At 61.7% G+C, this 6,082-nt stretch carries 4 protein-coding genes; 2 read left to right on the forward strand and 2 right to left on the reverse strand.

Annotated elements, in window-relative coordinates:
• Positions 1-77: 77 nt before the first annotated feature.
• On the reverse strand, positions 78-2,819 hold the full coding sequence (acnA, locus tag ACRESD_RS00620) for an aconitate hydratase AcnA (RefSeq protein WP_431749158.1): 2,742 nt from the start codon (positions 2,817-2,819) through the stop codon (positions 78-80).
• A gap of 190 nt (positions 2,820-3,009) precedes the next feature.
• Between acnA and rlmM the strand changes: the two genes are divergently transcribed.
• Both rlmM and tusA read left to right on the forward strand, forming a co-directional pair.
• Positions 3,010-4,086: a 23S rRNA (cytidine(2498)-2'-O)-methyltransferase RlmM gene (gene rlmM / locus ACRESD_RS00625; RefSeq protein WP_431749159.1), complete on the forward strand. Its 1,077-nt coding sequence runs from the start codon at positions 3,010-3,012 to the stop codon at positions 4,084-4,086.
• Between the two features lie 144 nt (positions 4,087-4,230).
• Positions 4,231-4,482, forward strand: coding sequence for a sulfurtransferase TusA (tusA, locus tag ACRESD_RS00630; protein ID WP_431749160.1), 252 nt, complete (start codon positions 4,231-4,233; stop codon positions 4,480-4,482).
• Here the strand turns inward: tusA and ACRESD_RS00635 are convergent.
• Positions 4,479-5,873 carry an MATE family efflux transporter gene (locus ACRESD_RS00635; protein ID WP_431749161.1) on the reverse strand — a complete coding sequence of 465 codons (1,395 nt, stop codon included), beginning with the start codon at positions 5,871-5,873 and terminating at the stop codon, positions 4,479-4,481. The genes tusA and ACRESD_RS00635 overlap by 4 nt on opposite strands.
• Between the last annotated feature and the right edge of the window lie 209 nt (positions 5,874-6,082).

A 6,082-nucleotide genomic window follows, 5' to 3' on the forward strand; every position in this document is an offset into this window, starting at 1 on the left:
GTGTCAGGTTGAGTATCTGTACCTGATCCACCGCTATCGGGAGCAAGCCCCCTCCCACATTTGATCTCCGGTGTTCTTTAGCTGGCGATCAGTTGGCGCAGTACGTAGTGCAAGATGCCGCCGGACTTGAAGTATTCCACTTCGTTAAGCGTATCGATCCGGCACAACACCTCCACCTTCTCGCTACTGCCATCCTCCCGCGTAATCACCAGCGTCAGGTTCATCCGTGGCTCGATCTCGGTATCGGTCAGCCCCAGGATGTCGATCTTCTCCTTGCCCGTCAGCTTGAGCGTCTTGCGGTTCTGGTCCAGCTTGAACTGCAACGGCAGCACGCCCATGCCTACCAGGTTGGAGCGGTGAATACGCTCGAAACTCTCGGCGATCACTGCCTTGACTCCCAGCAGGTTGGTGCCCTTGGCGGCCCAGTCACGGCTGGAACCGGTGCCGTACTCTTGCCCGGCGACCACCACCAGCGGCGTGCCCGAGGCCTGATACTTCATCGACGCATCGTAGATCGCCATCTTCTCGCCAGTAGGGATGTACAGCGTATTGCCGCCTTCCTCGCCGCCGAGCATTTCATTGCGGATACGGATGTTGGCAAATGTGCCGCGCATCATCACTTCATGGTTGCCCCGGCGTGAGCCGTAGGAGTTGAAGTCACGCGGTTCCACGCCTTGTTCGCGCAGGTAGCGACCGGCGGGGCTGTCGGTCTTGATGTTGCCGGCGGGGGAGATGTGGTCGGTGGTCACCGAGTCCCCCAGCAGGGCCAGCACGTTGGCGCCCTTGATGTCCTTGATCACCGGCAGAGGCCCGGCAATGTCATCGAAGAACGGTGGGTGCTGGATGTAGGTGGAGTCTTTTTGCCACACGTACGTTGCGGCCTGCGGCACTTCAATTGCCTGCCACTGCTCATCTCCGGCAAACACCTCGGCGTATTCCTTGTGGAACATGCTGGTGCTGACCTGGGCCACCGCATCCGCGATTTCCTTGCTGCTCGGCCAAATGTCCTTGAGGTAAACAGGCTTGCCATCTTGGTCGTTACCCAACGGCTCGCTGCTGATATCGATGCGCACCGTGCCGGCGAGGGCATAGGCCACCACCAACGGCGGAGAGGCCAGCCAGTTGGTTTTCACCAGCGGATGCACGCGGCCTTCGAAGTTGCGGTTGCCGGACAGCACCGAAGCGACGGCGAGGTCGGCCTTCTGGATGGCTTTTTCAATCGGCTCCGGCAAGGGGCCGGAGTTACCGATGCAGGTGGTACAACCGTAACCCACCAGGTCAAAGCCGAGTTTATCCAGGTATTGGGTAAGGCCCGCCGCCTTGTAGTAGTCGGTGACCACTTTGGAGCCTGGAGCCAGGGAACTCTTGACCCAAGGTTTGCGGGTCAGGCCCTTTTCCACGGCCTTTTTCGCTACCAGCCCGGCCGCCATCATGACGCTGGGATTGGAGGTGTTGGTGCAGGAGGTGATGGCTGCAATGACCACGGCGCCGTTTTTCAGGCGATAGGTCTGGCCGTTGTGTTCATAGTCGGTTTCACCCACCAGGTCGGCATTGCCCACGGCGACACCGCCGCCGCCTTCACTTTCCAGGCGGCCTTCTTCTTTGTTGGTGGGTTTGAATTGCAGGTCGAGGAAGTCGCTGAACGCCTGGCTCACATTCGGCAGCGATACGCGGTCCTGCGGGCGTTTCGGCCCGGCGAGGCTGGCTTCGACGCTGCCCATGTCCAGCGCCAGGGTATCGGTGAACACCGGCTCCTGGCCCGCGTTGCGCCACAGGCCTTGGGCCTTGGTGTAGGCCTCCACCAGCTTGACAGTTGCTGCTGGGCGACCGGACAGGCGCAGGTAATCCAGTGTCACGTCATCGACGGGGAAAAAGCCGCAGGTGGCGCCGTATTCCGGGGCCATGTTGGCGATGGTGGCGCGGTCCGCCAGGGGCAGGTCGGCCAGGCCGTCGCCGTAGAATTCGACGAATTTACCCACCACCCCTTTTTTGCGCAGCATCTGGGTGACGGTCAGCACCAAGTCGGTGGCGGTGATGCCTTCCTTGAGCTTGCCAGTGAGCTTGAAGCCGATCACTTCCGGAATCAGCATCGACACTGGTTGCCCGAGCATCGCCGCTTCCGCTTCGATACCCCCCACGCCCCAGCCGAGTACGCCCAGGCCGTTGATCATGGTGGTGTGTGAGTCGGTGCCGACCAGTGTGTCGGGGAAAGCATAGGTGCGGCCGTCTTCGTCCTTGGTCCACACGGTGCGGCCCAGGTATTCGAGGTTGACCTGGTGGCAGATGCCGGTGCCGGGTGGCACAACGCTGAAGTTGTCGAAGGCGCTCTGGCCCCAGCGCAGGAAGGCGTAGCGTTCGCCGTTGCGCTGCATTTCGATGTCGACGTTTTGCTCGAACGCGCTGGTGGTACCGAACTTGTCGACCATTACCGAGTGGTCGATCACCAAGTCCACGGGGGAGAGCGGGTTGATGCGCTGCGGGTCGCCCCCGGCCTTGGCGACGGCGGCGCGCATGGCGGCCAGGTCGACCACGGCGGGCACGCCGGTAAAGTCTTGCATCAGCACCCGGGCGGGGCGGTATTGGATCTCTCGGTCGGACTGGCGCTCTTTGAGCCAGGCGGCAATGGCCTTGAGGTCCGCACCGGTGACGGTCTTGGCGTCTTCCCAGCGCAGCAGGTTTTCCAGCAGCACCTTGAGCGACATCGGCAGCTTGTCCAAGTCACCCAGGCTCTTGGCGGCCTCGGGCAGGCTGAAGTAGTGGTAGGTCTTACTGTCTATTTCAAGGGTCTTAAGGGTTCTCAGGCTATCAAGCGATGACATGACACAACTCCTTATGGTCCGCACGGCTACGGACCTGACGGGACGAACAGAGCTATCACGTTAGCCCTGTTTTCATTAGCAGGCTAATAACTGGACTCTATCGTTAAGTCCAAGGTTCCGAACTCCGTTATCATGCGCGGGTTTTCATGACAGGTATTGCGATAGCGCAATCCAGTTGCCAGGAGAGTTGATGAACACCCTTTTTATGCATTGCCGCCCGGGTTTTGAAGGCGAAGTCTGTTCCGAGATCGCGGAACACGCCGCGCGCCTGAACGTTTCCGGCTATGCCAAAGCCAAGACCGGCAGCGCCTGCGCCGAATTTGTCTGCACCGAAGAAGACGGCGCCCAGCGCCTGATGCACGGCCAGCGTTTTGCCGAGCTGATCTTCCCGAGGCAGTGGGCGCGCGGGGTATTCATCGACCTGCCGGAAACCGACCGCATCAGTGTGATCCTCGCCCACCTGCAAGGCTTCCCGGTGTGCGGCAGCCTGTGGCTGGAGATGGTCGACACCAACGACGGCAAGGAACTGTCGAACTTCTGCAAGAAATTCGAAGTGCACCTGCGCAAGGCGTTGTTGAACGCCGGCAAGCTGGTGGACGACCCGAGCAAGCCGCGCCTGCTGCTGACCTTCAAGAGTGGCCGTGAAGTGTTCATGGGCCTGGCCGAGTCGAATAACTCGGCGATGTGGCCGATGGGTATTCCCCGCCTGAAATTCCCCCGTGAAGCGCCGAGCCGCTCGACCCTGAAACTGGAAGAGGCCTGGCACCACTTCATCCCTCGCGACCAGTGGGACGAGCGCCTGCACGGCGACATGACCGGCGTCGACCTGGGCGCCGCGCCAGGCGGTTGGACCTGGCAATTGGTCAATCGCGGCATGTTGGTGACCGCCATCGACAACGGCCCGATGGCTGAAAGCCTGATGGATACTGGCCTGGTGCAGCACTTGATGGCCGACGGCTTCACCTTCGTGCCCAAGCAGCCGGTGGACTGGATGGTCTGCGATATCGTCGAAAAGCCTGCGCGTAACGCGGCGCTGCTGGAAACCTGGATCGGCGAGGGGCATTGCCGCGAAGCAGTGGTGAACCTGAAATTGCCGATGAAACAGCGCTACGCTGAAGTGAAGCGCTTGCTGGAACGCATCGAAGAGGGTTTCAAGGCCCGCGGTATTCGCGTGGAGATCGGCTGCAAGCAGCTGTATCACGACCGTGAGGAAGTGACGTGCCACTTGCGTCGGCTGGAAAGTGCAAAGAAACCCAAGACCCGCTGAATACTTGAATTGACCACAAAACCCCTGTGGGAGCGGGCTTGCTCGCGAAAGCGGTATACAGTCGAAATCTATGTTGAATGTGCCCGCGTCTTCGCGAGCAAGCCCGCTCCCACATTTTGAGCGGTGCCGTTTCAGGAGTGATGTATGAATCAACCCCTCGATTTGCCTGTAGACGCAGTGCTCGACGCAACGGGCCTCAACTGCCCGGAGCCGGTGATGATGCTGCACCAACACATCCGCGACCTGCCGCCAGGTGGCTTGCTCAAGGTGATCGCGACCGATCCGTCGACCCGTCGCGATATTCCCAAGTTTTGTGTGTTCCTTGACCACGAGCTGGTGGATCAGCAGGAACAGGCCGGTACGTACCTGTACTGGATTCGCAAGAAGCTGGCTTAACCCCGCGTCTTGTCTGCGCGGATGCGCCGGCGTGCACTGCGCGCCAGGCGCACCAGCAGCATCCCCGCCGCACAACTCAAGCCGACGATCAGCCCTTGCCACAGGCCGCTTGGGCCGCTGGGCGCGCCGAGCCAGTCGGTTAGGCCCAGGGCGTAGCCCACCGGCAGGCCCACGCCCCAATAGGCGAACAAGGTCAGTACCATGGTCACCCGGGTGTCCTGGTAGCCACGCAGTGCGCCGGCGGCGGTGACCTGGATCGAGTCGGAGAACTGGAACAGCGCCGAAAACACGATCAGCGTCGAGGCCAGGTGGATCACCACGGGGTCCGGGGTGTAGATCGTCGCGATCTGTTCGCGGAACAACAGCATCAAGCTGCAGGACAAGCAGGCATAGGCCAGCGCCGTGCCCATGCCGACCCCCGCCGCAAAGCGCGCTTCACGCGGTTCGCCACGGCCCAGGGCCTGGCCGACGCGTACGGTGACCGCCATGCTCAGGGAGTAAGGAATCATGAACACCAGGGAACTGACGTTCAGCGCGATCTGATGCCCCGACACCACCGTGGCGCCCAGGCTGCCGATCAGCAGCGCGATCACCGCAAAAATGCTCGACTCGGCAAAGATCGCGACGCCGATGGGCAGGCCGATGCCCAACACGCGCTTGATGACCGACCACTGGGGCCAGTCGAAACGCTTGAACAGCTCGCTGCTCTGGTAGGCCGGGCCCCAGCGTGTCCACGCGGCCAGGCCGAGCATCATCACCCACATCGCAATGGCCGTGGCCCAACCGCAGCCTACGCCGCCCATGGCCGGTACGCCCAGGTGGCCGTAGATGAAGATGTAGTTCAGTGGAATGTTCAATGCCAACCCGCACAGGCCCATGACCATGCTCGGCCGCGTGCGGCCCAGGCCGTCACTGAAGCAGCGCAACACGTAATAAAACGCGATGGCCGGCATGCCGGCGGCGATGCCGTGCAGGTAGCCCATGGAGGGTTTGATCAGGTCGGGCTCGACCTTCATTGCATGCAGGATGGGTTCGGCGCAGAGCAGCAACAGCGCCGCGGTGATCCCGACCACCAGCGCCAGCCACAGTGATTGACGCACCAGCGGGCCGATCTCGCTGAATTGACCGGCGCCGTAGCGCTGGGCGACTTTCGGCGTGGTGGCCAGCAGGGTGCCAGTCATCAACAGATACACCGGAATCCAGATCGAATTGCCCAGGCCCACCGCCGCCAGGTCCTGCGGGCTGACGCGTCCGGCCATCACCGCGTCGACAAAGCTCATCGCCGTGGTTGCCAGTTGGCCGATCATGATCGGCAGGGCGAGGGTCAGCAGGCCGCGCACTTCCCGGCTGATGCGGGCGGGGCGGGTGAGGGTGGCGGTGGCAGTGTTCACGTACGGGTGTCCAATCGGGAAGCGAAGCGCAAGGACGGCGGATTCTACGCTTTGACGCACTGGTCAGGAAAAAACCTGTGTTAGGTATTTGTAAGCGTCTTCCCCAGCACCACAAATCCAGGTGGGAGGGGGCTTGCTCCCGATAGCAGTCGATCAGATACAAATGTGCCATCTGACATATTGCAATCGGGAGCAAGCCCCCTCCCACA

Source organism: Pseudomonas sp. (assembly GCF_050739995.1).
GTDB lineage: Bacteria > Pseudomonadota > Gammaproteobacteria > Pseudomonadales > Pseudomonadaceae > Aquipseudomonas.